The organism is Coraliomargarita parva, assembly GCF_027257905.1.
GTDB lineage: Bacteria > Verrucomicrobiota > Verrucomicrobiia > Opitutales > Coraliomargaritaceae > Coraliomargarita_A > Coraliomargarita_A parva.
The window spans coordinates 232,932-258,344 of the sequence record NZ_JAPZEI010000005.1; the positions used below are offsets into that span (position 1 = coordinate 232,932).

Consider the following 25,413-nt stretch of genomic DNA (forward strand, 5'->3'; position numbering starts at 1 on the left):
TGCAAGTGTTCAATCCGAAAGCGGATCGAACGCCCGGGCACTTTAAACTGCCTTCTGGCTTATTTGGAAATGACCGCGGCTCCGTTCGAGTATGCGTTGGTTTGAGGAGCCGCGAAAGCGAAGCGAGGGATTGGCCAGGTTCTGAACGAAGGGGCCGTCGATGAGCACATCAATATATTCAAGTATGGCTTGCTGTGCGGGGTTCAGGTTTTCGAGCAGGTAGCCGGACCAGAGCCAGATGTTCTTGCCGGGACAACGTGCTTTGACCGTGCGGGCAAGCTCCAGTACGGCTGCGCAGTTCCCTGGATAGAGCGGGTCGCCGCCGCTGAGGGAAAGGCCGTTTCGGGGGATGCGGCTGTCGTTTAGGTCCGAGACGATCCGCTCGACCAGTTTCTTATCGAAGAGGCGGCCCGAGTCCGGCGACCAGGTCGATGCGTTGTAGCAGCCGGGGCAATGGTGTTCACAACCGGCCACGAAGAGCGTGCAGCGGTTGCCAGGTCCGTTGACCACATCAAGGTCGATGTAGCGGTGATAGTTCAATGCGGGATACGGGATACGGGGAGGAGGCCTGCTAGCAGTGCTTCACGCGGCGCTTCACTTCTTCCTGCTTGCCTGCATTGAAGGGGCGGGCGTCGGGATTGCCGAGGTAGCCGCAGACGCGGCGGGTTACAGACACACGGGCGGGGTCCTGGTTGCCACAACTCGGACAGGTGAAGCCGGAGGAGGTGCACTCGAACTCGCCAGTGAAGCCGCACTCGTAGCACTCGTCGATCGGAGTGTTGGTCCCATAGTAGGGCACGCGGTCGTAGCTGTAGTCCCAGATGGCTTCGAGGGCCTCGAGGTTGTGCTGCATGTTCGGGTATTCGCCGTAGCAGATAAAGCCGCCGTTCGCCAAGGGTGGGTAAACTTGCTCGAAATCGAGTTTGTCGTAAGGATTGACCTTCTTTTCCACGTCGAGGTGGAAGCTGTTGGTATAATATCCCTTCTCGGTGACACCGGCGATTTGCCCGAATTTCTTCAGGTCCAATCGACAAAAACGATCGCAGAGGTTTTCGCTGGGGGTGCTGTAGAGGCTGAAGCCGTAGCCGGTTTCGGCTTTCCATGTATCAACGGCTTCCCGGAGGACTTTGACGATGGCGACCGCCTTCTCGCGAAGAGTCTCGCAGTCGAAGACATGCGTCTCCCCGCCGTAGAGGGCATTGATGGTTTCATGCAGGCCAATGTAACCGAGGCTGATCGAGGCGCGGCCATTTTTAAAGAGCTTGGAAACCGAGTCGTCCGGTTTGAGGCGCACGCCGCAGGCACCTTCCATGTAGAGGATGGGCGCAACGCGGGCAGGGACGTCCTGCAGACGGGCGATGCGTGTGTCGAGTGCCTTGCGGGCGAGCTCCAGACGTTGTCCGAGCAGTTCAAAGAAGCGGGATTCGTCGCCTTTGGCTTCGAGCGCAATCCGCGGCAGATTCAGACTAACTACGCCGAGGTTGTTGCGGCCTTCGTGGACTTCGCCTGCTTCGTCGGTGTAGCAACCCAGGAAGCTGCGGCAGCCCATCGGGTATTTGAAGGAGCCGGTGACCTTGACGGTTTGGTCGTAGTTGAGAATGTCCGGATACATGCGCTTGGAGGCGCATTCGAGGGCGAGCTGCTTGATATCGTGGTTCGGGTCGCCGGCCTTGCGGTTCAGGCCTTCTTTCACGGCGAAGACGAGCTTCGGGAAAACGGGAGTCTTGTGCTGCTTACCGAGGCCACGGATGCGGTTGCGCAGGATGGATTGCTGGATGAGGCGTGATTCCCAGCTTTCACCAAGGCCGAAGCCGAGCGTGACGAAAGGAGTTTGCCCATTGGAGGTATGAAGCGTGTTGACCTCGTATTCGAGTGACTGGAAGGCGTCGTAGCATTCCTTTTCGGTCAGTTTTCGAGCGTAGGCTTCGGTGTCGGGGATGCCCCATTCGCGTCCGATGGCCAAGTGCTTCTCGTAGCTGGCGGTGACGTAGGGCGCCAGCGATTCGTCGATGCGGTTGATGGTGGTGCCGCCGTAGATATGGCTGGCGACCTGGGCGATGATCTGGGCGGTCACGGCGGTGGCGGTCGCAATCGAGCGTGGCGGTTCGATCTCGGCATTGCCCATCTTGAAGCCACGCGTGAGCATGCCTTCAAGGTCGACCAGCATGCAGTTGAACATGGGAAAGAAGGGGGCGTAATCCAGATCGTGGTAATGGAGGTCGCCGGATTCGTGCGCAGCTACCACATCCTTGGGCAACAGGTATTGCTTGGCGTAGTGCTTGGCAATGATACCGGCCAAGAGGTCGCGCTGGGTCGGGATGACGCGGGCGTCCTTGTTCGCATTCTCATTCATGAGTTCTGCGTTGCTCTGCTGGACGAGGCCCCGGATTTCCTGATTCAACTTGCTCACCCGTTCGCGGGCCACATCGCGGTCGTGACGGTATTCGATATAGGCCCGGGCGACGCCCTTGTGGGGGCCGGCCATAAGCTCGTTCTCAATCAGGTTCTGGATTTCAGTGACACAGGTTTCCTCTTGACCGAGAAATTTTGCGGTGATGAGGGCTGTGACTTGACCTGCGTAGGCAAAATCGTCAATACCCGCCGCACGACCTGCTTTGTAGATTGCCTGGGCAATCCGCTCGAGGGAAAAGGGGGTGTAACTGCCATCGCGTTTGCGCACGACCGGGTAAGGCAGCGAGTTCGGGGTGTCGAATAAAGTAGATTGAATGGCACTAGATGTCGTAGTCATGAGACTATCTACATACTGCATTTAGTGTTATGTGTAGATTTATTCTCCTGATGCTTGGGGAAATAAGTTAGGATTTTTGTGTGCTTGAGAGCTGCTTATTTGTGGCGGCGTTTATGCATTTAAGCTGGTCTCGACATAGCGGCAGAAGGCTTCCAGCACGGGGGGCAGGTCGGTGCTGGTTTGCACCCAGGAAAAGGTGCGTTCGATCCCCGTTGACGGCGCTTGGAGGCAGGTGAGTTGTCCGTTTTCGATCTCATTCTGGACGGTCTGGCTCGGGAGAAAGGCGATGCCCAATCCGTGGATGGCAGCTCTTTTCAGGGACAAAGTTCCGGCAAAGACCCATTCCATAGAGAGGGCGGAAAGCTGTACGCCGGAATGCCGGAACATTTCCTCGATCACCCGCCGGGTCCCTGATCCCGGTTCACGCCAAAGAATGGGAAACTGAGCCAGTCCCTCGATCGAAGTCACAGACTTCAATTCCTTTCGGATCGCAGGCTTGAGCTGAGTGGGTGAATAGACTGCGATGATATGGTCCTTGGCAAAGGCGCACAGCTTGAGTCCCGCGGCATGTTTCAGGCCTTCGACCGCGCCGAGCTCGACCCGACCGCCCCGGACGGCGGCGAGCACTTCGTCGGTATTGCCCGCTCGGAGCTCGACGCCCTTGATGTCATGTTCGCGGACAAAGCGGGCGATCCATTCCGGCAGGACAAAGTCGGCGAGTGTCGAGCTGGCCGCAAGGCGGAGGGGACCGCCAAAACGTTCGGCTGCCGCCGGGTCGACCACCGCTAACGCCTCTTGGAGGACGAGCGGCAATTTCCGCGCGACTGGAAGCAAGCGCTCGCCGGCCGGCGTCAGGCGCATCCCTTGGCGAGAGCGCTCGAAGAGGGATTCGCCGACGGCATCCTCCAGGCGACGAAGTCGGGCGGAGAGGGCAGGCTGCGTCAGGTGCAAGGCGCGGGCCGCTGGTAAGACGCCGCCGTGTTCGGCAATGGCCAGAAAGGTCGTGAGCCATTCCGGATCCATCCGGGGAAAGGGAGATTTCATGACCTTTATATAACCAACTTTTATATTAAATAAAAAACTAAAATTACCTGCTTTCGAAAAGCCCTGCTACAATGGCCGGCATGAACGAGAATTCTCTCTGGTTTGCGAAGGTCTGGCGCAGCGGTGCTGTTGTTCTGCTCCCCGCCTTGATGTGTGCAGTTTGTAACTTGTCGGTGACGCTGTCATTGCTCGCGGGAATCCTTGCTGCGCTGCTGGGGTGGAATCGAAATGCGGAACGTTCACACTCCTGGGCCCACTGTCTGTTGCAGTGGTCGGTCATCGGATTGGGGGCGGGGGTGAATTTCCCGACTATTCTACATGCGGGGGCCGACGGCTTGCTGGTGACGATGGGGAGTATTACGGCGGTCATCCTTTTCGGGATGTGGATGGGGCGCCGTATTGCCGTGCCTCGCCACACAGCTTGTTTGATCAGTGTGGGCACGGCCATTTGTGGTGGGAGTGCGATTGCCGCTGCGGCCGGGGTGCTCCGGCCCCGCTCGCATGAAACGGCGTCCGCTTTGGGCGTCGTTTTTGCGTTAAATGGGATCGCGCTTTTTTTGTTTCCCTGGGTCGGGCACGCACTGCACATGAGCGAAACCGCGTTCGGCTGGTGGGCGGCCCTGTCGATCCATGACACCAGCTCGGTGGTGGGGGCGGGGCTTGCCTACGGTCCGACGGCACTCGGTCTGGCGACTACGATTAAACTGGCTCGTGCACTCTGGATTGTACCGGTGACAATCCTACTGGCGCGGGTGGAGGCGAAGCATGCGGAAGTGGGGGACCCCGTAAGGGCTCGTCGGGTTTCCGTGCCCTGGTTTATCCTCGGATTCCTCGCACTGGCCTTGGTGATGTGGCTGTTCCCTCCAATGGAACCAGCTGGTCAATGGATTGCCGGCCTCAGCCGTCGCGGCCTTTCGGCGACACTTTTCCTGATTGGTGCTGGGCTCAGTTCCGAAGCCTTGCGAGCCGTCGGTTGGAAACCGGTCGTGTTGGGTGTTTCGATCTGGTTGCCGACTGCGGCGGTGTCACTGCTGTTGACTTTGCTCTGCTACAGCTGAAACGGCTGCTTAGTGCTGGATTGCGTATTCCAGCGTCTTGCCGTCGTGTCGAATGGTGACGTGGTTTTCACCGTCCTCGCGTTGGGTGGCTTCGGTTCGTCCCACGATTTGGGCGGGGATCCCGAAGGACTCGCTAAGGCCTATGATCCGTTCGGCGGCTTCAGGCTCGCAGTAGACTTCCATGCGGTGGCCCATGTTGTAGACGCGGAACATTTCCTCATCGCTGGTGCCGCTGGCCTTTTGGATGGCCTTGAAGATCGGGGGGATGGGGAGGAAGTTGTCCTTGATGATGTGGACGCCGGTGCCGAAGCGGATACACTTGGTCTGGCCACCGCCGGAGCAGTGCACCATGCCGTAGATGGCCGGGCGTTCTTCGTCCAGGAGCTTCTTGATCACCGGCGCATAGGTCCGGGTCGGGCTGAGAAGCGCTTCGCCGACAGTCTGTGTGGACTCGGGAAGCGGGTCTTCCATCTTGTAGGGACCGCAGTAGAGGAATTGCTTGTCCGTCTTGCTGTCACAGGTTTCCGGATATTTCTCCAGATAGTAGCTGCAGAGCAGGTCGTGACGGGCGCTGGTCAGGCCGTTGCTGCCGATCCCCGAGTTTTCAAAGCTTTCGTAGTGGGCTTGTCCGGAGGAGGCCATGCCGACAATGACGAGGCCGGGCTTGATGCGGGCGTTGTCGATCACGTCCTTGCGGTCCATTACGACCACCGCACACGAGTCCACGGTGGCGGTGCCGGTCAGGTCCCCGACGTCGGCGGTTTCGCCCCCGCCGCTGTGTGTGCCGACTCCGTACTCACGCATGGTGGCGAGAAAGTCCTCCGTGCCTGAAATGAGCTGGGCCAGCGCTTCCCCCGGTACGGCCCGGGCGTTGCGGTTAACCGTGCTGGAAATCAAAATGCCGTCGACCGCGCCGATGCAGAGCAGGTCGTCGATGTTCATGACCAGGCTGTCCTGGGCGGTCTTGCGGAAAGCGGAGGGATCCCCTGTTTCGCGGTAGTGCAGGTAGGCGAGGGTGCTCTTGGTCCCGGAGCCGTCGGAATGGATGATGTTGCACTTTTCCGGATTACCCGTGAGTAGGTCGGCCCCGATTTTGCAGAAGGCGCCGGGAAAGACCCCGCGGTCGAGCTTGTCCACCACGGCATGGACTTCGGATTTTGAGGAGGAGACGCCCCGTTGGGCGTAGCGATCGGTGGGATTGCTCATGAAATTGGAGGAGGTTGAACCGTTAATGGACGTTAATGAACGTTAATTTTTAGGATGGTTGGAGGCGGACGATACGCCATTCCAATCTGGGATGTTTGAAGTTTTGGATTAGACCAAGAGGTTTTTGGGAGATTTTCAGGTAGTTGAGCATTTGGCCAATTTCGATATCCCCAATTTGCGGGACGACTTTTGTGTCCAATAGCAGGCTGTTTTCTATTTCCATATCCGGAATATATTCGTCGATCTTCACATTTCGATAGAATACCGGATAGCACTTTTGTTGGTCGTAAGAAATTTCCAAGTGCTTGAATTCAACGGAAAGTGCCCGTTCATAGGTTTTTTCACGCAATCCATGCCCGATGGTATTTAAGACTGTCATCGCAGCGCCGTTGAGCTTGAAAATCAGATCGTCGATCTCTGTCTGATTCACGTTCATTCATGTCCATTAACGGTTCTCAAACAACCGTATTGTCGGGCGGTTGGAGTTCGGCGATGCGGGCCATGATGCGCTTGGAGGCTTCGAGGTAGCGATCCGGGTGTTCTTTACCGGGGTCGATGTCGGCCGTCGACATCGGTTTACCGTAAGTGATATGGATGTGTCCGCCGACCTTGGGCAGCTTGTCGTTGCGGCCAAAGACTTCGTAGGTGCCGAAGACGCGGGTGGGTATCACGGTTGCCCGGGACTTGCTGGCAATCATCCCGGCTCCGGGTTTGGGGGCGCTGAGTTGACCATCGGGCGAACGGGTGCCTTCCGGGTAGATCGCGACCGCTCCGCCTGCTTTGAGTGACTTGAAAATCGCTTTGAGCGATTTGACCTCGGCATTTTCGCGAGCGACCGGGATGGTGCCGATTTGAAGCAAGCACTTGCCAAAGAGCCCCTTAAACAAGGTATCGCGTGCGAAATAATTGATTTGCCGGTGCAGGCTGCAACCGATGGCTGGCGGGTCGTAGAAACTTACGTGGTTGGCGGCAAAGATGACCGGGCCATCCATCGGGATGTTTTCGACGCCGGATTGGGTGAAATCATACAGCAGATGAAAGTAGCTTTCTGCGGTGGATCGAACGAGTTCGTAAAAACCCGGATTGGGAATGGAGGTATTGCTCATGTCAGGCTTGGATCTGGATCAAGCTGCAGATATAATTAACGACTTCTTCGAGTGTGCGGTGTCCCGTGTCCACACGGGTAGCACCTTCGGGGCAAATGAGTGGAGCGGTTTTTCGTGCCTTGTCCATCTTATCCCGGTCGGCAATGGAGTCGGTCAGGCCTTCTTTGGCGCGTCGGGCGGCTCTTGTTGCTTCGTCAGCATCCAGGAAGAAGCGGTGATCCGCATCGGGGAAGATGACAGAGCCGATGTCGCGACCTTCCATGATCAGACCGGCGAAGCCTGCCTCGCGCGCGACTTTCGCCTGTGCGCGCTGGTAGTTGAAGAGTGATTTACGTACGGCAGGGATGGCTGCGATCTTGGAGACGTTCGCGTTGACCTGTGGGGACCGGATCTCGTGGTCTTCCGGAATCTGGCCGTTCACGCTGAGTCTGGCGCTGCGCTCCTGAAGCATGGTTTCAAGCTTCAGGCTTTTTAGGAAGGATTCGATCTCGTGTTCAGCTTCAGGAGCGGCTCCGGCATTGAGGAGCGCGAAGGTGAGCGTGCGGTAGTGCGCGCCGGTATCGACATGCATGAGGTCCAGTCGCTCTGCCAGTGCCTTCGAGGTCGAGGATTTGCCGACGGCGGCGCCACCGTCCATGGCGATGATTTGAAATACTTTGGAATCAGTCATTTCGGAGTGATTCGAGGACTTTGAAAAATTGCGGGAAGGTTTTGCCGCAACATTCCGGATTCTTGATGGCGAGCCAAGGTTTGCCATCGCCGAAGAGGTCATAGCTGCCGAGGATGGCAAAGCTCATGGCGAAGCGATGGTCCTCGTAGGTATCGATCTCCATCAGTTGTCCTGCGTTGCGTGCTTTCATGGCACGGGCTCGCAGTTCATTGGGCTTTTGGGCGATGGTCAGGGCATCGTCCTCTTCCTTCACCAGTTGCCCGAGTTTGGAGAGCTCATTGGCCATGCCTGCGATCCGGTCCGTTTCCTGGTGCCGGGTATGGCCGATTCCGGTGATCCGGACCGAACCGCCGAGGAGCGGTGCGATGGCGGCATAGGTCAGGAAGGTGTCGGAGATGGAGCTGAAGTCGACTTCCCGGTGCCCGCGACCCGGATCATTGTCTCCGGGGCAGGCGACGACCCACTTCTCCTGGGAGGCGTCGACCCGGAGGCCGTGGTGGGCCAGCACTTCGACAAAATGGGCATCGCCCTGTAGTGGCTCGGGGCCGAGGTTGGGGATGTGGAGTTTGCCTCCATGTAAAAGGGTGAGGGCGAGAAAATAACTGGCGGCGGAGACGTCCGGTTCGATCCGGTAGATCCGGTTGGCCGGCGCGCTGTAGGCCACGGGCTCCAGTTCGTAGCAACCGGAGGCATCCGCTTCGACGGCGTTTGCCCCGAACGCTTCGCGCATTTTCAGCGTGATGGCGACGTAGGCGGGACGGACATCCGGGCACTCCAGGGTGACCGTGCCTTGCCCGGCGGGGGCGGCGAGGAGCAGGGCCGATAGGATTTGGCTGCTGGCCTTGGCATCCACGCGGACCTTGCCGCCCGAATAGCCCTTGCTTCGCATGGTGAAGGGGAAATGCCCAGGTTGGCCGTGAAAGGTGAATTCCGCGGCACCGAGCTCGACCAAGGCATCGAGCAGACCTGCCATGGGGCGCTCCCGCATGGCGGGATCTCCGTCGAGCTTGTAGACCCCGCCTGCTTGAAGGGCCAGAAATCCGGTGAGGAAGCGGGCGGCGGTACCGGCATTGCCGACGTCAAGTTCGGCTTCCAGCTTGGGGATCTTGCCGCCGGTGCCTTGGAGACGGATGCTGCGCGTCGCATCGTCAATCTGGTAACTGTAGCCCAGCTGTTCGAGGGCTGCCAGCATGATGCGGGTGTCTCGGCTGAAGAGGGCGCCTTCCAGTACGGTTTCCCCTTGAGCCATTGCGGCCAGGATCAGAGCCCGGTTGGTGATGCTTTTCGAGCCGGGAAGAGGCAGGCTGCTGTCCAGCGGATGTGTGAACGGGAGGATTGGTAGTGGGTCTTGCACTGGTGAAGGAACTGGGTATGACGGAGTTGAATTAATCGCGCTGGCGCAGCCGGTCCCGGTAGGCCTTTCCGCGTTCGAGTGTATTGAGGATTTGAAGGTCCTGGCCATTGAGGAGGGCGGACTTGAGGGCTTGCAATTCGCGTTCGAAGCCGTCGAGTGCCCGTACCACCTCTTCCCGGTTTTGGGTGAAGATCTGCTGCCAGAGGCCGGGGTCGCCCGATGCGATGCGTGTGCTGTCACGCAGGCCTCCCCCGGAGTAGTTCTGCCAGTTCGGTTCCCTGCTTGCCAGATAGCTGCACAGGGAGGACATGAGGAAGTGGGGAAGGTGGCTCACATGCGCGACGATTTCGTCGTGCTTTTCCGGGGAGACGGTACTGACGATCATCCCCAGCGCTTCCCAGAACTGTAGCAGTTTTGCGATTTCGGTCTCGCTGGCGTCGTCGAGCGGGGTGACTAGGCAAGCGGCCTGTTCAAACAGGTCGCCGCGCGCGAATTCCATTCCGGCCTGTTCGGAGCCGGCCATGGGGTGGGAGCCGATGAAGCGGGCCCCGGTGTTGGCCAGCAGGCTGCGAGATTCGCGGCAGATCAGGCTTTTCGTGCTGCCGACATCGGTGACGAGGGCACCCTTTTCCAGGACCGGCGCGATCTGTCCGACGAGGGGGGCGATGGTTTTGACCGGTGTGCAGAGAATAATGCAATCGCTGCCCTTGACCGCGGCTTCGGGCGAATCCGCCACCTGGTCGCACCAGTTCTGGTTCAGGCACTTGGCGCGTGTTTCCGGGCGTCGGGACCAGCTCACGATGCGCCGGGCGAGGTCGCGCTCCTTGACCGCCATGGCCAACGAGGCACCCAGCAGGCCGGGACCTAGGATCGTGATTTGCTCAAACATCCCCAGTTTGAAACTTTTTTTGCCATTTGAAGTCGAGAGATAAATTGCCCGGCTTGTTCATGCCTGCTTTTCCCTTGCCGCTTTTGGCGAGGCGCCTCATTAAGCTTGGCATATCCTTAAGATGCTCCGTCGCGGTGAAACACTGAGCGGACCAAGGGTTCTATAGCTCATCCCCGTGAAAAAGCGCATTCTCATTACTCTCCTTGTTCTGTTGGCTGCAGTCGTTGTGATTGGTGGCCTTGGTTTCCTTTCCATGTTGGGACCACGCGATGTGGATTACGACCGGATGGGGGCGCCCGAAATCATATCGCCGGAGGTCAGCCGTCTGGAGAACGAAAGTATCGAACTGGAGGCGCGCTTCGAAGAGATTCTGGTTCTGCGCGATGCGACTGCGGAAGATCTCGAGTTGTTGCGGCGCTCGCTGGATTTGCAGCGGGAATATGTCTCGCTGCTGCCCGGTTCCAACCGTGAAGCCGTCTTGCGCCGCGATAGCCTGGATAAGCGTTACCAGAATTTGATGTCTGTGGATGTGCGTGCGGAAAGTGAGGTGCTCGAGCGTGAAGCTGAGAAACTGGCGGCCGCGAATTCCTATGACGCAGCCCGTCAGAAGTTCCGTGAAGCTTATTTGAAGCAGAAAGAAATCAATGAGAATTTCCCTTTGAGTTCCGCATACGATATCAGCCGTGCCACACTCCTGCAGCGTCAGGCCCGATATCTCACGGCCGAGCCCCTCCTGCAGCGCAGCATGGCTCTGGAGGAAGAGGCGGATCTTTCCATCGAAGCCAAGAACTGGGCCAAGGCGGAGGAGATCCTACAGCAGGCGATTCAGTTGCAGGACCAGTTGAACCGCGAATACCGCGGGACCAATCAAGCCAGTGTGTCGCGTCTGGAGGGGCTCAAGGTTAAGCTGGTGGGCATCCGTTCCGGGCAAAGCCATTTGGAGGTCGAGCGGGTTTCCGAGTTGGCGGACCAGCGCCGTATGGAGGGTGAAAACCTCGAAGCCGCCAATCTTTACGAGGAGGCCGCGCGATTGCAGCGTCAGCTCAATGAGGTCTATCCCGAAAGTCCCTATGCCAGTTCGGAGCGGGTTGCCGAGTTTCAGCGAAAGAGCCAGACCGCGGAGAGTTATGATCTGGGCTTGGATATCGAGCGCAATCACGACCTGCTGAAGCAACTCCTGTCCGAGCGCCGGACCTATGAGGCCGCCGAGGTGATTGTAAAGCTGCGTCAGGATATCAAGCAGATGCAGGAGGTCTTTCCGCGCAGTTCTCTGAATGATGAAGATCTGCAGGTGAAGGTACGTTACCTGAACTTGCTTCAAAACGACTTGGGGTACATCCAGGACCGGGTCTACGATGCGCTCTTGCCGATTCCCAATGTTGAGGGCTGGAACATGCTTCGCAGCGAAGTGCCGCAGGCCCTCTATGCCTTGATCATGGGGAACAATCCCAGCCGGAACCGGGGGGATCTGAACCCGGTGGATTCGGTCAGCTGGACGGAGGCGAAAAGCTTTTGCCAGCGGCTTTCCTGGGTCATGGGCAAGCCGGTACGCTTACCGACGGAGAATGAATTCCGCGAGGCCCTGGGGCGCTTGCGCTATGTGGTTTTGGAGGATCATGTCTGGAGCGTGTCCAATGCGGAGGGCTCCGTGCACGAAGTGGCGACCAAGCAGCCGTTTTCCAGCGGCTTTTATGACCTGCTCGGCAATGTCAGTGAGTGGCTTGAGTCGATGGATCGTTTCGAGAACGAGGATGCCCGTCATATTGGGGGGCATGTGCAGGACCGCTTGGAAGTTATCTTTACCGTTCCGATCCGGGAGGCGCCCCGCGCGGAACGGAACCGTATGACGGGCTTTCGTATCGTGGTGGCGGTCAACGAAGGTTAAATCGCTGGTAGCGAGAAGCTTGGTGTTGCTTCTTGGACAAGTTTGCCTATGCTGTACGGCATTAATGGATTCAACCCATAGTCAAGCGGAGAACCAGCAGAAGGCGGACCGTGCCCGACGGATCATCTACTTGGCCATGGCGGTGGGGATGCTCCTGCCGCTGCTTTTAGCGTGGATTTTCGGTGCTTTCAGCTTTTGACTGGGGAGTTAAACCATGAGAAATACCATCCTCATTCTGCGAGTCTTCTTCCTCCTGCTAAGCCTGCTGGGGAGCGTGTTGATGTGGTATGTCGTGGGGGATTGGCCTTTTCCCGTGGTGGTGTTTGTCGGGATGAGTATTGCGGTACTTGTGATCCTGACGGATATGCTGCTGCAGGGCTTTTCACTCCGGGGTATGTCCGCGCTGACTTTCGGACTGGCAGTGGGCGCGCTGATTGCCTACATGCTCTCGAATTCGCCGCTGTTTGAGCCGCTTGAGTCGGATGAAGAACTGGCTCAGTTGCTGTTCCTCTCCCAATTAAGCCTCTACCTGGTCTGCATGTACCTGGCATCGGTTGTGGCCTTGCGTGGCAAGGACGAGTTCAACCTGGTGATTCCGTACATACGCTTCAGTCCACAGAATGTGGAGGCCCCCGTGGTGGTGGTCGATACCAGTGCCTTGATTGACGGACGGATTGCCGCCATCTGTGAGAGCCGCTGGATGGGGCATGCGCTTCTGATCCCCCGTTTCGTCCTCAACGAGTTGCAGATGATTGCGGATTCCAGTGATGAGGCCCGCAAAGAGAAGGGGCGAAAAGGACTGACTGTCCTGAACCGGATCCGGGCGATGAAGCATATCGACCTGCGCATCCATGAAAGTGATGTGCCGGACGCGGAAGCGGTCGATTCCAAGTTGGTCTTCCTGGCCCAGGCGATGAAGGCCAAACTGCTTACGACCGACTACAATCTTGCCAAAATGGCGGAATTTCACGGGGTGCCCTGGTTGAATATCACAAACCTGGTCAAGGCGTTGAATCAGGAGATTTCAGTGGGCACCTGGGTCTCGACTCAACTGGTTCGTCCGGGCAAGGATGCCGGGCAGGCTGTGGGCTATTTGCCGGACGGTTCCATGCTGGTGGTGAACAATGCACGCGACCTGATCGGGGAGGATGTCCGGGTTGAGGTGGACTCGGTTGTCCCGACTTCGGGCGGAAAGATGATATTTGCGTCCTATAAGCCGGATGACGCCCAAGTTTAACGGGGCTTCGGTTTTGTTAAAAAATGTTCAAAGGCCTTGGTGGCAGTTATTTAGGCTTGGATCATCGAGCTGGATTTGATCTATTCGATATGGCTCGGGGAAGCGCCCCGGCACATTGCATATAATAACATATAAAAATCCAAAAGGAGTATCATCATGCAAACTAAGAGCAAAAAGGGTTTCACCCTCGTCGAAATTATGATCGTGGTCGTTATTATCGGCCTTCTTGCCGCTATGGCGATCCCGGCCTTCCAAAAGGTCCGTGCTACCTCTCAGGAAAAGACCCTGATCAACAACCTTCGCCAACTGGCTTCCGGTGCTGACCAGTACTTCCTCGAGTGGGGTGTCACAGCCGTTGACTCTGTCGAACTGGTTGGTACGGAAAGCTACATCAAGGTCTTCAATCCGGTTGCTAAGTCTGGTGACAACTACACTGTCAACATCCAGCAAGGCTCTCCGATCGAAGCCAGCCACCCGGACGGTCGTACTATTTCGATCGACTTCTAAGCTGACTGTATCGGTTATTTTCAGAGCCGCCTGTTGTTTAACAGGCGGCTTTTTCATGTCCAAATTCAAGGAAATGACGAAAATAGCTTTTATGTGGTAGGGCTATGGTATACCAGCATCGTGGTAGCAGGCACGGCATGTTTTCAGGAAATCTACTCCGTCTCATACTTTTAGCTTCGAGTGCGCTCGTTTCGGTCTACTTTGGCTTTGTTTATTTTCAACCGGCGCAGGCAGTCGACTTTATCGGGCACTGGGGATACTGGTTCATTCTCACTGCGGTTCTGCTATTTGTGTGGAATTTAGCGACGTTGCTGAAACGGCGCTTTGTTTTCCAGTCCGGCATTGAGCCGACAAAGATCTTCAAATCCTGCCGGACTTGTCTTTTGCCAGCCGGCGTGATTGCCTTGCTGTCGCTCGTGCTGTTGAACAGTCAGCCAAAGGGTTTTAAGATCGTCATGGATGAGCCGATGCTGGCTGCGACGGCCATGCAAATGCATCAGGAGAAAGAGGCCTATTTCTCATTTCGGGCTTACAGGATTGAGGGGGTATTCCACCTTTTTAGCACAAGCGTCGATAAGCGTCCACTCATGTTTCCGTTCTTGGTGAGTGTCATGCATGACCTTACTGGATACCGGCCTTTTCAACCGGTCTATCTCAATCTGTTTCTCTTTCCGGTATGTCTGGGATTATTGTACTTGGTGGGCCAGCGTCTCTATAAACCGCTTGGGGGATATATACTTCTCTGTTTGTTAGCGACCGTGCCGTTATTGCCGCTAACCGCGACCGGCGGAGGTTTTGATTTGCTGAACTTGGTCATGATTCTAATCGTGGGGCTCTTGGCGGATGCCTTTTTGCGCCATCCTGAAGCTGTTCGGCTGAACCTCCTGCTTCTCGCGACTGTCATGTTGGCTCAAACCCGTTATGAGTCCGTCTTATTTATACTGCCGGTTGCCATCGTTATTCTGTGGTCGTGGTATCGTCAGAAAGCAGTTCAGGTTACTTGGACCTTTGTGGTGGTTCCCTTATTGCTGGTTATCTACCCTTTGCAGCGATTGATGATGAATGAGTACGCGTTCTTCTGGGATATGAAGGACGGCTATGATCGGGCATTTTCGATGGATTACATTCGCTACAATCTATCACAAGCTGCGGAGTTCTTTTTTTCTATCGGTAAGGCGCATCCGAATAGTTTGCTCCTTTCGCTGCTATTTTTCGCCAGTCTCCTTGGTCTGTGTGTCTTGATTCTAATGCGCCGCGTGCGCATTGGTGGCCTGAGTTTGTCGGGGCGTGTCGTGTGCTTGTTCGGCGGGATTGTTGTTGTGAACTTTGGCCTACTGATGGCCTACAACTGGGGGCAGATTAATGATATCGCAGCAACGCGCCTCGTCCTGCCCTTTATTATTTTGCAGGCATGCCTTAGTCTATGGGTTTTGGGGCAGATCTCTACATCGCGCTGGGTTATTTCCTCTGGGATTTTGATACCTTCATTGGTTTTTATCAGTTACACATGTCCGGTATCTATGCAGACCGATTTTCTTGGTTGGGCCGTGAAGCGGCAGCAGTATGAGCAGCAATTAGCTTGGAGTGCGAAGTATGACGACGGACAAAGTCTTTTTTTGTCGATGATCGGAGGTGGGGGCAAGCAGTCGTTCTTGACTCTTCAAAGAGCCATTGAGCAGCGTGACCGATTGGATCTGCATGTGCGCCTGAAGACCTTTAGCCATGTGTATGTGACCTATCTGGTGTTGACTCCTAAGGGGAGGCTTGCCGAGGGGACTTATTTGACTGTCTCTAATGAGGTCCGCGAACCGCTTCGGAAGAGTTTTGACTTGGAGACAGTTGAAGAAGTGAAATTAAATGATTTGGCATATCTACGTTTGGCTCGCGTGAAATCGATTCACCTTGAAGGTGAGCCACTTCAATTTAACACGGATGGACTCTCCGTGTCGTACACCGGGCGGATGAGTTTTAAGGATCCCAAGACCGTACAAAATTTCATCGACCTGCTCCCTAGATAATGAAGTGGCCTAATACGATACAAGGTATCCAATTGCCGAATCGCGTTCGGGGCGGTGCGGCCTTGGCAGTTTTTGCTTCTGTCGGTGTATTTGTTGCATTCTGTCCGGATGAGCTCGGACGCTGGATGATACAACATCTAGGCTATTACTTCACTTTCGCCGGCGTTGCGCTTATTGGAGTCTGTCTCTACCGGATAAATCCGTTCCACCGCTTGAGGGCGATTCGTCTGTCACAATGGCTTGCTTGCCTTGCTGCGCTTTTACTCGGAAGTTGGTTGCTCTTCATCCACGGCGAGTTCGGTAACAAGATCGCGATGGATGACTACATCCTCGCAAGCAGTGCTCGTAACTTTCACGAATCGAAGCAATATGTGGTGACGGACCAAGTCCAGATGTATGAAAGTCGATACGAACCTGTTGCGACACATGTGGACAAGCGTCCCTGGTTGTTCCCCTTTCTTGTCTCCGTGGTGCATGACGTTATTGGCTTTCGACCGGGAAACACATTTCTCGTCAATGCCTTTTTCGGTGTCGCATTTCTGTTGCTTGTTTACTTGCTAGGCAACTTTCTCGCAGGAACGAAAGCAGGTTTCCTCGCCGTGCTCTTATGGGTTTCTTTACCTCTGCTTGCTCAGAATGCGACCGGCGGAGGGATGGAGATGCTGAATCTCTTCTGGTTGCATCTGGTATTCCTCTGCTCCTGTTGGTATCTGCGATGTCCCTGTCGCAGTCGTGAAGGATTATTGAGCATAACTGCGGTTCTATTGGCGTATGCCCGTTATGAATCGGTCCTATTCCTCATTCCGGTACTAATAGTCATTATCGTCGGCTGGGTGAGAGAAAAACGGTGTTTCCTCTCCTGGGGCTCGATTTTATCTGTGGCCATCCTGCTTGGGGCACTCCTTCAGCTGAAGAGTTATGTAGGTTCCGAAGATGGGTGGGAACTCACGCGAGGGGCGACTCAAGCATTCGCCTTGGCTTACCTTCCAGGGAATCTCCTTCATGCGCTGGCCTATTTCTACAGTTTCGATGATACGCTGGCGAATTCGCTCTTCCTTAGCTTACTTGGCGTGTTGTGCCTTATCGGTTTTCTTGTCCTGTTCCGAAGTCAATGGAGTCGTCTGTGGAGGACCGAGGCATTGGGGGCCGTTTTTATTGTCTTTGCCCCTTTTATAGTCCTCAACCTGTTATTTCTACTCTGCTTCCATGCGGCCCGTTTGGACAGCCCATTCGTTTCGCGATACGCATTACCTTTCCATGCCTTGCTTGTCTTCAGTATCCTGTATGTTTGGCGGCACTTGGGGGAGCATTGGCCACGGGTTGCCTTTTGGAAGCTTGCTTACTTTGTCCTGGCTGCCTTTCTCCTCGGATTTACGCTGCCGATGAATGCAAAGGCCGTCTTTACGGAGCGCAATTTTGCCATTCGCGAACAGCTGTGGCTGGAAGACTTGAGCCGGGGAAAGATCCGGAAAGATAGTCTCGTGATTGATGCGTTTCAAATTCCTTGGGCGTATCGGGATTGGTTCTGCCTTTCTCCGGGTTCTGCGCGGAGCCTTTCTTACTATCTCGTTGATATGGTTAAAACCGGGGAGGTTTCCGGTATTCATTACGTCGAGCGTCTTTATCTTAAGAATGGAAATTGGGTCCCGGATCGACCGGATGACACCCTTGGGCCCGGGTTCGAATTGGAATTGATGGCAGAGCGTAGCTTTCGACCGTTCATGTTAACTCGTGTCTATCGAGTCGTGAATATTGGTGAGAAATAATCGAACACGAATTATGAGTTTCTCAGTCAATAGTTGGTTTGGCCTGGCATGTCTGTTAGAAGCTTCGAGATCCGATTCTCATGAGTAAACGATGTCTGCGACTTGGGACGAGCGGAGTCCATTCCATCCGCGCATTACTGGTTTATGTCCTGCTTCTCGGGGTACTTCTTGCCGTCTACTGGCCGACTTTGGAATATGGGCCTGTTATTGACGATCCAGCGCAGATCGAGTGGGTCCAGGGTTTTGATAGTTACTCCGAAGTCTTCGGAATGGACGCAACCCGGCTTTATAGGCCGGTCAAGAATATCGCGTTTTACTTCTTTGCACGGGATGGAGAGCTCTTCGACTTGCGAGTGGCCAGCTTGATGATCTTTTCGGCCTTTGGTGCGGCATATTATTTCTTTGCCTGTCGTTTTATGAAGCCTCCGTGGGCGTTCTTCAGTGCCTGCCTGTTGGTCTTGCATCCGGCTCAAGTCGCATCCGTGGTTTTTCCCAGTGCGATTAATAACATATTCTCAGCGGTATTCATCGTATTGTTCTGCGCGACGGCAGCGGAGTTTCTCATGGGGAACTACGGCTATCGTCTCGCGCTGCCGCTGCTCGTTGTTTTCGGGCTACTTGCGCTTTTCGGATATGAACTCGGGGTTGTGGTCGTTCCATTAAGTGTCCTTTTGGTATTGTACCATCGGCGGTCGGCAGGGGTGCCTCGGAGTGTGTGTTTGATTGTACTGTCGCTGGTTCTTTTGGGGACCTATCTGATCGTTCGGGGAGATCAAAATGCCATCACTGAGATGGCACATCTGATGATTCCACCTTCGGCGAGCGATTTGGATCTCTTTTGTTCCGCTCCGTATTATACGCTCAAGCATCTCCAAATGGCGTTGATCCCATTCGGGCATGGGGGAATGTTGCTGGTCGATGATCCAAGAGGGTCCTTTCTGTTCGAGCTGCCCTACTGGATTTTTTTAGCTACGCTTCTTCTGCTTGCACTATGGTTGCTTGAACGCCGCCGTAGCCGTGTGGCGTTCGGGCTGCTATTTTTCATTTTTGCAATGACGCCATTGTCAAACTGGATACCGTTGCGTAACGGGCCGATTACAAATTATTATCTGTTGCTTCCGCTATGTGGACTCGCGCTGGTGACTGGGGTTGTTTTCGAGCGCCTGTCCGTATCTGTCCGGCCGAGGATTATTCTGCTGGCGGGGGCTGTACTGCTGGGTGTTTCGGCCATATGCGGCAGTTATCGGGCTAGTTGGTGGGACAGCCAATATTCCCTCTACGAGCTAACGGTAAAGAACTATCCGGAAAACTGGTTGGCGTGGAATAATTGGGGTGTTACCCTAGTGAGTCGTGGAGAGGGTGAACTCGCCCTGGGTGCGTTCAAGAAAAGCGAGGAACTTGCCGAATGGTATGTTGAGCCTTTCGAGAATCGGATGTGGTTGCTGCTGCTGATGGGGCATCGTAGCGACGTGGTGCAACTGGTCGAAGCGAGGGATGGAAAACTCACACCGGGGCTGGTCGCTGCTCTGGCGATTGCATATTTGGAAGAAAAAGACTGGGTTCGAGGCCGGCATTGGGCAGAGCAGGTCGATCCGGGTCGCCTGAAGCCGAATCAAGCGCTCTGGCTTGAGCGCTCGTTGACGGGGAGTGAAGCACGTTAAATAATCCGATTGCAGTTATATTGGAATCTGTCCTGATTTTTGGAGTGAATTCGCAACCGGAAATTTCTGTGGTAGTGCCGCTCAAGGACGAAGCCGAAGGATTGAAGGCTTTTGTCGCCACGCTTCAGTCGCAAGTCAGTACCGCGGCGGATACCTATGAGTGTATTTTTGTGGATGACGGCAGCCAGGATGAAACTTGGAGGATGCTTAAAGAGTTAGCTCGGAGCGAGTTGCGCTTCAAACTCCTCCGGCTTTCACGGAATTTTGGTAAGGATGCCGCGCTCAAAGCGGGTTTAGATGCTGCCACCGGTCGCGCGATCATTGTCATTGACGCTGATTTTCAGGATCCCCCGCACTTGATCAATGAAATGGTCGAGCGATGGCGAAACGGGGCCGAAGTGGTGACACCGGTTCGCCGTAACCGGAAGCGTGATTCCTGGTGCAAGCGAACCAGTAGCAAATGGTTTTATAAGGCTTTCAATCGGATCGCGGATTCTGAAATTCCTGAGAACGCCGGCGATTTCCGATTGTTCGACCGTAAGATTCTCGATGCGCTGGCGGCTTGTCCTGAAAAGAATCGTTTTCACAAAGGCCTGTTCAACTGGGTGGGCTACCGGAATGAATATATAGAGTTCGACCGACCTGAGCGGGCGGCGGGATCTTCCCGGTGGAGTTATTGGCGACTTTGGAATTATGCGCTCGACGGAATCGTCGGGTTTAGCTCGGCTCCGCTGAAAATATCAAGCTATCTGGGGTTGGTTATTGCGTTCGGAGCCTTTGTCTACGGACTTTATCTAGTCGTCTATACTTTGCTGTTCGGGCGGGATGTCCCGGGCTATGCTTCTATCATGGTGGTTCTGCTCTTTCTTGGCGGTCTTAATCTCCTCGCAATGGGCATTATTGGACAATACCTTGCACAGATATTTCAAGAAGTGAAAGCTAGGCCGAGTTACTTTGTCGCAGAGCATGTGAACGTTACAGAGAAGTCCGCGCAGGCATAATCTTCGATTTATCATGTCGTTCACCCCGAATGCTAGCGGAGACAGGCGTAGCCTTAACAATGACCGAAAAGCTGCTAACTGAGCTTATATGATTTCGACTCGTAGAACATGCATCCTGCTCGCACTGCTCTATGTGTTGTTGGCGGTGACTGCTTTTTCATCGGATTTAATATTCCGGGTGCCTGTTTTGGATGCGCGTGAGAATCTTGCTTTGGCTGAGCGGATAGCGAAGCATGATTTGCCCGCCGAACCTTTTTACCGGGCTTTGCTTTATCCGTGGGTATTGGCACATCTGCCGGCAAAAGCTTCGCTAGCACCATATCTCGGGCTCATCTGTCATCTGTTCAATGCGTTGCTTTGTGGTGCGATTGCGGGATTGCTCTGGAAACGCCGAGCGGCTGCTTACACGGCCGGGATCTTATATGCTGTTTACCCGGTTGCGTTGTTTTTCTCGTTCCAGATCCTCGATATCACCTTTGCGCTGACTTGGTTTCTTGCTAGTCTATATTGTCTCGTTGCTGCAGTCGATTCGCGGAAATATTATTTTTCATTGATGGCTGGAGGGGCGGTTGGTTTAGCTGTTTTGGCTCGACCGAATTTTCTTCCTGTGGCCCTGTTCTTTCCAGTTGGTGCATGCGTTTTAGAGTATTGGAGAGCACGTATCTGGGGGCGGGCTCTAGTGAAGTTCGCTGCTGTTGCTTTGCCCTTTGGTCTTCTCATGATGCTGCAGGGAGTCGTCAACTACCGGCTTTCCGGTGAATTACGGGTTTTGCCATGGCAGGGGAGCTACAACCTCTATGCGGCGAACCGAGCGGGAGCGAATGGTAAATTCTACCAGCAGCAAGTGGTCTTCGATCGGATCCCGTCCGGTATGAATCCGACTCGTATGGAATCCGTCTACCTTTACCAGCAGACCGGAAACGAAGATGTGAGTATTGATGCGATGGGGGATTACTGGCGCAAGGCACTTGTCGAATCGGTGCGGGAAGATCCCGCGCGCTGGATCGGACTGATGGGGCGCAAGTTATTATATCTCGTCAATGACTGGGAGCAGTACAACAACCTGAGCTACCACTACCACAAGGAGCGATTGGTGCTTCTGAAATGGAATCCGCTGGGCTGGGGGATACTCCTGTTGGGCTCGGTGATTTCGCTCCTGCTGGCATGGCGTGTTGCCGATCGGGGGATGCTTGCGGGCTTATTATTTCTTGTGGCGGCCTATGCCGCTGGTGTGCTGCTCTTCTTCGTGAGTGCGCGCTTTCGTTTACCGCTGGCATCCGTGCTTTGCGTGTTCTGCGGAGGCCTCGTCTGTGTCCCTTGGCGAGCGTTGCAACCTAAGCAGGTCGTACTGTCAGCAGCTTGTGGCATTGCGGTTCTATTTTTGAGTTTCGGTAACTGGCATGAGGCACGTGATCGGAGTACTTACATACAAGACGATCTACTTCTCTCCAATGCCGCTTCGAAGCTGGGGGAAGATCATTTGGCGCTCCATTATGCAGAACAGGGACTGAACCGGTCTCATGAACGACAAGACCTGCTCCGGGTCAAGGTGGCTAGCCTGTTTAACCTGTGGATGCAGGCATTCGATCCAGCGCATTCCGACTCGTATTGGTTGGAGTTGGAGCAGACGCTGCCCATGTTGACACAGGATGATGCTTCCTCCTTGTTTATCAAAGGCGTTGCCCTCTGGCGTAGCGGTCGGCGAGTGGATGCCAGAATGCTCTGGGAGCAATGCATCGAACGGTACGGGCAAGACGCATCAATGTGCCGAGACGCGATTGCCGTGACCAGCGGTTCCCTGGACGATCGAATGGATCCAAGCGTCAGCGACATGTGGCAACGTGTTCTGAACGATTAAATGCCTAATCATTTCATGACCTCAAATGTAACTAAAGATTCAAATAAGACGGTCCTTGTTTTTGGAGGGGTCTTATTCCTGCTATTTTCCTTTTTGTTTCTTTATCCCGACTTTTGGAGACTTGTAATTGGGCCGTATCATTTCGGCCTGGATTTCACGTATCCATTTCTTGATATGCACGGACGCCTTGCCGCTTTTGATGCACACCGTGCAGGCATAGACATTTTACATAATCCAAATCCACTCGACCCTATGCGTCGGATCAACGTCAAGCCTACCTGGCCGCTCGGGCTTTCGTTTCTAGGTCTTGGCCGTGAACATTTAATCGTTGCGGGTTCATTGACGGCATTGGGGGTGTGGGGCGCGATGGTTGCCATACTGAGGCCTGGGCGGTGGCGTGAAGTATGCCTCTTGTTGCCTATATGTTTCTCGCCTCCTGTCCTGTTCGGTATGGAACGCGGAAATGATGACTTGGTTTATTTCCTTTTGTTGTCTCTGGTTCCCATTATCTTGAATCTAAAGACTGCCTACAGGTTCTGGATGGCATGGGCCCTCATTTTCCTGCTCGCTCCGGCTAAGTACTACCCCGGGGCGGTGTTCCTGGTCTTTTTCCTGGAAGTCAAGGATTGGCGTTTACTCGTAAAGCTGCTGGTCGCCGGCATTCTCTTTGTCGGGGCCTATGTCGGGTATAATTATGAGGAAATACTCTACTTGAAAGAGAATGTTCCGAAGCCGAACTTCCTCTTGGCCTATGGTGGTCGCCGCACACTGGAACTTTGGTCGCTCCCTCCATTTGTGATGTGGCTGTTGTTGGCCGCTTTGGTATTGGTCGTTGTGTACGGATTGTTCCGGCGGCAGTGGCCTGAGCCGACTGTAAGCCTGTGGTCCAGACGTTGGTTTCTTCTCGGGTACTCGGTAACGGTTTTCTGCTTTATCCTGAACAGCAACTATGACTATCGGCTCATTTTTGTTTTACCGATGTTACCTTGTCTACTTGAGTTGTCGCGGAATTCGAAACGCTCTGGCCTTCTTTATTACCTGGCGGTCGGGTTGCTCTGCATTTTGCCGATTGCGTTCTGGTCTGAACTGGCAGCAATTAATTATGCCGAGCTGACTGGGACTCCCTTTTTCCTCTTCTCGCGTAATATCAAGGGCTTGTTGCTCTGGGGCTTCGTTTTTGGTGCCACTGTGATTGCGACAACGATACTACGGCCGAATGTTCGCGACCTGTGCGGGTCCTTCTTGCATGTGAAGAAAGATAGCTTAGATAACGAATAAATGCATCCAGAGACGACGAATTACCAGAAGTTTCAGACCTCCAATCCGGTCGTTCGGAGGCTCCTCGACAATTTTTTCGAGACAATCAAGCGACGTCTTGGATCTGGGTTTGAGGGGCATCTGCTGGATGCCGGATGCGGCGAGGGACTTGTCTTGCATCGCATGGGCAGCCTCCTTCCGAAGCAAGTGAGCGCTTTTGATATCAACCCCGATTGTGTCGCCTATGTGAAGGCCCAGTGGCCCGGGGTGCAGGTGAGTGTCCAGGATATTTATAATCTGCCTTATGCGGATGGAGAGTTCGACCTAGTACTCTGTCTGGAGGTCTTGGAGCATCTCTCGGAACCTGAAAAAGCGCTGGCCGAGTTGAAACGGGTGTCGTCTGGGCGACTCATCCTTTCGGTACCCTATGAACCATGGTTCCAATTGGGCAGTTTGTTGCGGGGGAAGTATATCAGGAGTTTTGGAAATCACCCGGAGCATGTGAACCATTGGTCTCCAAAGACCTTTCGGGCCTTTCTTGAAAATGTCTTCGAGCGAGTCATGATCGAGACCTCCTTTCCCTGGATCATTGCCGAGGTGGATAACCGGAACGCATGACATTCACTCGCCCAATGAAGATACTTGTGCGACTCCAGAAGTTGGGCTTGGTTGCAGGTATTAGTTTTATCCTGAATGTGGGGATCACTTCCTTGCTGACGGAGCGTTTTGGGGTGGCGCCGCGAGTCTCATTTGCGACCACCTTGGTAAGCATATTTGTCATCAACTTTTTGCTGACACGGTACTGGGTATTTTCGGATCGGGTGGCAAATACCTCCGCCGCTAAGCAATTCCTGCATTGCATGCTTGTTTCCGCTGCTTTCAGGCTGGCGGAGTGGAGTGCGTTTGCGATTCTTGAAGCATGGACCGACATCCATTATATCTTCTTGATCGTCGGGATCCTGATCGTGTCCTTTCTTACGAAATCACTTGTGTACGATCGTTTCGTGTTCCGATGAGGGAATGGCATTGGCGGATCGCTCCGAAATGCGTGCCAGGGTGGAATGGGGCGAACTGCTGCGGATGATCAGTTCCGCGACCAAACCCAGCGAAACCAACTGGGCGCCGAGCAGCATCAGCAGAATGCCAAGGAAGAAGAGCGGTCTGCCTCCGATGGTTGCGCCCATCGCTATTTTATCGAAAGACAGCCAGGCGAGTATCATAAAACCACAGAATCCCGCCAGGGCTCCGAATCCGCCAAATATATGAGAGGGGCGTCTTAGGTAGCGGGTCAAGACAACGACGGTAATCAGATCGAGGGCTCCCTTTAGAAAGCGTTTGCTCCCGTACTTGGAGTACCCGTGTCGTCGGGGGCGGTGTTGCACCGGTAGTTCTGCTACGGTGAACCCTTCGGCATTGGCCAAGATGGGCGTAAACCGGTGCAGCTCTCCGTAGAGCCGTATATTATCGACAACATTTTTACGGTAGAGCTTGTAGCCGCAGTTGAAGTCGTGGAGGGGCAGGCCGCTTATGCTGCGTGCCAGCGCATTAAACACTTTGGAGGGGAGTGTTTTGCTCAGGGGATCGTGCCGGACTTGTTTCCAGCCGGAAACCAGATCGAACCCGGTCTGGATCTTTTCCAAAAAGGCTGGGATTTCCTCAGGATTATCCTGCAAGTCTGCATCCAGTGTAAAAATGTAGTCGGCATTGACCTGTTCGAACCCGGCCTGCAAGGCATCGGCTTTGCCGAAATTGCGCCGGAATCGGAGTGCCATGCAATGAGCGGGATCCTGTTTGCAGAGCTCTTGGATTCTTGCCCATGAGTGGTCATTACTCCCATCATCGACGAAGCAAATTGTAAATGCGTCGAGGTGATTCCGGCTTAGAACCTCGCAGATTTCCCGGTAAAGCGTATGAAGCGTAGCCTCTTCATTGTAAACGGGTATTACGAACCCAAGGGTGACTGCATCGGGAGTTGTCTGGCTTGCCATCGGGGAAAAGTGCTTTTGCCGGCTGATCGGCCTTAAATGGTCGGTGACGATAGGGGCTGGATGCTTCCGGATCAATAGAAGAGCTCACAAATTATCGACGGCAATGGAAACTGGGAGCCCGTGTCAATCGAGTGGAATTTGAGGCATTGCCTAGGCGTG

At 54.7% G+C, this 25,413-nt stretch carries 23 protein-coding genes; 13 read left to right on the forward strand and 10 right to left on the reverse strand.

Annotated features, from left to right (window positions below; genetic code table 11):
- Positions 1–42: 42 nt before the first annotated feature.
- The 3 genes from nrdG to O2597_RS09390 all read right to left on the reverse strand — a co-directional run bounded on the left by nrdG (position 43) and on the right by O2597_RS09390 (position 3,793).
- Positions 43–540 (reverse strand): anaerobic ribonucleoside-triphosphate reductase-activating protein, encoded by a 498-nt coding sequence (gene nrdG / locus O2597_RS09380; protein ID WP_269524265.1) that lies wholly within the window; start codon positions 538–540, stop codon positions 43–45.
- 31 nt (positions 541–571) lie between these two features.
- Positions 572–2,749: an anaerobic ribonucleoside-triphosphate reductase gene (gene nrdD / locus O2597_RS09385; protein ID WP_269524267.1), complete on the reverse strand. Its 2,178-nt coding sequence runs from the start codon at positions 2,747–2,749 to the stop codon at positions 572–574.
- 111 nt (positions 2,750–2,860) lie between these two features.
- Positions 2,861–3,793 (reverse strand): LysR family transcriptional regulator, encoded by a 933-nt coding sequence (locus O2597_RS09390; protein WP_269524268.1) that lies wholly within the window; start codon positions 3,791–3,793, stop codon positions 2,861–2,863.
- Between the two features lie 80 nt (positions 3,794–3,873).
- Between O2597_RS09390 and O2597_RS09395 the strand changes: the two genes are divergently transcribed.
- Positions 3,874–4,851: a YeiH family protein gene (locus tag O2597_RS09395; RefSeq protein ID WP_269524270.1), complete on the forward strand. Its 978-nt coding sequence runs from the start codon at positions 3,874–3,876 to the stop codon at positions 4,849–4,851.
- A 9-nt stretch (positions 4,852–4,860) separates the two neighbouring features.
- Here O2597_RS09395 and O2597_RS09400 read toward each other — a convergent pair whose 3' ends face one another.
- The 6 genes from O2597_RS09400 to O2597_RS09425 are packed head-to-tail and all read right to left on the reverse strand — an operon-like array spanning position 4,861 to position 10,076.
- The gene (locus tag O2597_RS09400; protein WP_269524272.1) at positions 4,861–6,057 is read right to left on the reverse strand and encodes an AIR synthase-related protein; all 1,197 of its coding nucleotides are present in this window, start codon (positions 6,055–6,057) and stop codon (positions 4,861–4,863) included.
- Between the two features lie 49 nt (positions 6,058–6,106).
- Positions 6,107–6,487 carry a GxxExxY protein gene (locus O2597_RS09405; RefSeq protein ID WP_269524274.1) on the reverse strand — a complete coding sequence of 127 codons (381 nt, stop codon included), beginning with the start codon at positions 6,485–6,487 and terminating at the stop codon, positions 6,107–6,109.
- A gap of 25 nt (positions 6,488–6,512) precedes the next feature.
- A complete protein-coding gene (locus O2597_RS09410) occupies positions 6,513–7,163 on the reverse strand; it encodes a lysophospholipid acyltransferase family protein (RefSeq protein ID WP_269524276.1) in 651 nt (216 codons plus the stop codon).
- 1 nt (position 7,164) lies between these two features.
- Positions 7,165–7,833 (reverse strand): (d)CMP kinase, encoded by a 669-nt coding sequence (gene cmk / locus O2597_RS09415; protein ID WP_269524278.1) that lies wholly within the window; start codon positions 7,831–7,833, stop codon positions 7,165–7,167.
- Positions 7,826–9,187, reverse strand: coding sequence for a 3-phosphoshikimate 1-carboxyvinyltransferase (aroA, locus tag O2597_RS09420; RefSeq protein WP_269524280.1), 1,362 nt, complete (start codon positions 9,185–9,187; stop codon positions 7,826–7,828). Before aroA ends, cmk begins: the two co-directional genes overlap by 8 nt.
- A 31-nt stretch (positions 9,188–9,218) precedes the next feature.
- Positions 9,219–10,076, reverse strand: a complete 858-nt coding sequence (locus tag O2597_RS09425) for a prephenate dehydrogenase (protein ID WP_269524282.1) — start codon at positions 10,074–10,076, stop codon at positions 9,219–9,221.
- 175 nt (positions 10,077–10,251) lie between these two features.
- Here O2597_RS09425 and O2597_RS09430 point away from each other — a divergent pair, with 175 nt between their 5' ends.
- From O2597_RS09430 to O2597_RS09485, 12 genes are all read left to right on the forward strand, one after another.
- Positions 10,252–11,961, forward strand: a complete 1,710-nt coding sequence (locus tag O2597_RS09430; protein ID WP_269524284.1) for an SUMF1/EgtB/PvdO family nonheme iron enzyme — start codon at positions 10,252–10,254, stop codon at positions 11,959–11,961.
- A gap of 64 nt (positions 11,962–12,025) precedes the next feature.
- Positions 12,026–12,160, forward strand: coding sequence for a hypothetical protein (locus tag O2597_RS09435; protein ID WP_269524286.1), 135 nt, complete (start codon positions 12,026–12,028; stop codon positions 12,158–12,160).
- A 15-nt stretch (positions 12,161–12,175) separates the two neighbouring features.
- The gene (locus O2597_RS09440; protein WP_269524288.1) at positions 12,176–13,198 is read left to right on the forward strand and encodes a PIN/TRAM domain-containing protein; all 1,023 of its coding nucleotides are present in this window, start codon (positions 12,176–12,178) and stop codon (positions 13,196–13,198) included.
- A gap of 156 nt (positions 13,199–13,354) precedes the next feature.
- A complete protein-coding gene (locus tag O2597_RS09445; RefSeq protein ID WP_269524290.1) occupies positions 13,355–13,705 on the forward strand; it encodes a prepilin-type N-terminal cleavage/methylation domain-containing protein in 351 nt (116 codons plus the stop codon).
- Positions 13,706–13,842: 137 nt separating this feature from the next.
- Positions 13,843–15,723, forward strand: coding sequence for a hypothetical protein (locus tag O2597_RS09450; protein ID WP_269524292.1), 1,881 nt, complete (start codon positions 13,843–13,845; stop codon positions 15,721–15,723).
- Positions 15,723–17,489: an ArnT family glycosyltransferase gene (locus O2597_RS09455; protein ID WP_269524294.1), complete on the forward strand. Its 1,767-nt coding sequence runs from the start codon at positions 15,723–15,725 to the stop codon at positions 17,487–17,489. The genes O2597_RS09450 and O2597_RS09455 overlap by 1 nt, the downstream gene beginning before the upstream one ends.
- A gap of 80 nt (positions 17,490–17,569) precedes the next feature.
- On the forward strand, positions 17,570–19,150 hold the full coding sequence (locus O2597_RS09460; protein ID WP_269524296.1) for a tetratricopeptide repeat protein: 1,581 nt from the start codon (positions 17,570–17,572) through the stop codon (positions 19,148–19,150).
- A gap of 68 nt (positions 19,151–19,218) precedes the next feature.
- Positions 19,219–20,151 carry a glycosyltransferase family 2 protein gene (locus tag O2597_RS09465; protein WP_269524443.1) on the forward strand — a complete coding sequence of 311 codons (933 nt, stop codon included), beginning with the start codon at positions 19,219–19,221 and terminating at the stop codon, positions 20,149–20,151.
- An 88-nt stretch (positions 20,152–20,239) separates the two neighbouring features.
- Positions 20,240–22,009: an ArnT family glycosyltransferase gene (locus O2597_RS09470; RefSeq protein ID WP_269524297.1), complete on the forward strand. Its 1,770-nt coding sequence runs from the start codon at positions 20,240–20,242 to the stop codon at positions 22,007–22,009.
- The gene (locus O2597_RS09475) at positions 22,010–23,287 is read left to right on the forward strand and encodes a hypothetical protein (RefSeq protein ID WP_269524298.1); all 1,278 of its coding nucleotides are present in this window, start codon (positions 22,010–22,012) and stop codon (positions 23,285–23,287) included. It abuts the gene before it with no gap.
- Positions 23,288–23,884 (forward strand): class I SAM-dependent methyltransferase, encoded by a 597-nt coding sequence (locus tag O2597_RS09480; protein WP_269524300.1) that lies wholly within the window; start codon positions 23,288–23,290, stop codon positions 23,882–23,884. It abuts the gene before it with no gap.
- Between the two features lie 14 nt (positions 23,885–23,898).
- Entirely contained in the window at positions 23,899–24,282 is a 384-nt protein-coding gene (locus O2597_RS09485; protein ID WP_269524302.1) for a GtrA family protein, read from the forward strand.
- Here the strand turns inward: O2597_RS09485 and O2597_RS09490 are convergent.
- On the reverse strand, positions 24,250–25,254 hold the full coding sequence (locus O2597_RS09490; RefSeq protein ID WP_269524304.1) for a glycosyltransferase family 2 protein: 1,005 nt from the start codon (positions 25,252–25,254) through the stop codon (positions 24,250–24,252). The genes O2597_RS09485 and O2597_RS09490 overlap by 33 nt on opposite strands.
- Positions 25,255–25,413: the final 159 nt, after the last annotated feature.